The organism is Sphingomonas sanguinis, from assembly GCF_001476905.1.
In the GTDB taxonomy this organism is placed as follows: Bacteria; Pseudomonadota; Alphaproteobacteria; order Sphingomonadales; family Sphingomonadaceae; genus Sphingomonas; species Sphingomonas sanguinis_B.
Window position 1 is genome coordinate 1 of sequence record NZ_LDTE01000121.1, and the last position, 800, is coordinate 800.

Genomic DNA, 800 nt, shown 5'->3' on the forward strand with positions numbered 1-800 from the left:
GATCGCGACCGCAGGCGCCTTGGGCATCTTCGGATCGATCGACGCCAATCGCGGCGACCATCAGAATGGTTGGGATACCGATCAATTCCCCAACTCGGTCGAGGAGCTGACGCTGGCCGTGCTGGAGATCATCCGCGCGGGCGGCTTCACCACCGGCGGCTTCAACTTCGACGCCAAGGTGCGTCGCCAGTCGATGGATGCGGTCGATCTGTTCCACGGCCATGTCGGCGGGATCGACGTGGTGGCCAAGGGCCTGCTGAACGCCGCCGCGCTGATCGAGGACGGCCGTCTGGATGCGATCAAGTCCGAGCGTTATGCCGGTTGGGACGGTGATTTCGGCCAGAAGATCGCTGGGCTGGACCTCGCCGGGATCGCGGACCTTGCCGAAGAACAGGCGATCGATCCGAAGCCCCGTTCGGGCCGTCAGGAGCGGATCGAGAATCTCGTCAACCGCATCGTCCATTCGGGCAAGTAAGGGCAGGGGGCCGGGATCGTCCGGCCCCCATCCCGCTAGGCGAAAAGGGCGCGCCCGGCGATCCGGGCGCGCCCTTACCGTATCGCCTTACGCCACGCCGTTTGCCGCCATGTCCCGCAGCGCCGCGTGGAAACGCCCGATCGCCGTCGTGTTGAACCCGGCGATGTTGATCCGGCCGGACCCCGCCATGTAGATGCCGTGCCGATCGCGCAGCCATTCCACCTGTGCAGGCGAGAGCGGCAGAGTGGCGAACATGCCCTTGCCATGCGCCACCGCACCCAGATCGATTGCGCCGATCCGGCCACCCGCCGCCAGGGCCGCGCGC

2 pseudogenes are annotated in these 800 nt (G+C 67.0%); one reads left to right on the top strand and one right to left on the bottom strand.

Going from position 1 to position 800, the window contains the following annotated elements:
• Nucleotides 1-475: pseudogene (locus SB4_RS16385) on the top strand (xylose isomerase); the annotation flags it as partial.
• A gap of 87 nt (nt 476-562) precedes the next feature.
• On the opposite strand, the pseudogene SB4_RS16390 reads toward SB4_RS16385, so the two are convergent.
• A pseudogene (locus SB4_RS16390) lies at nt 563-800 on the bottom strand (aromatic amino acid aminotransferase); the annotation flags it as partial.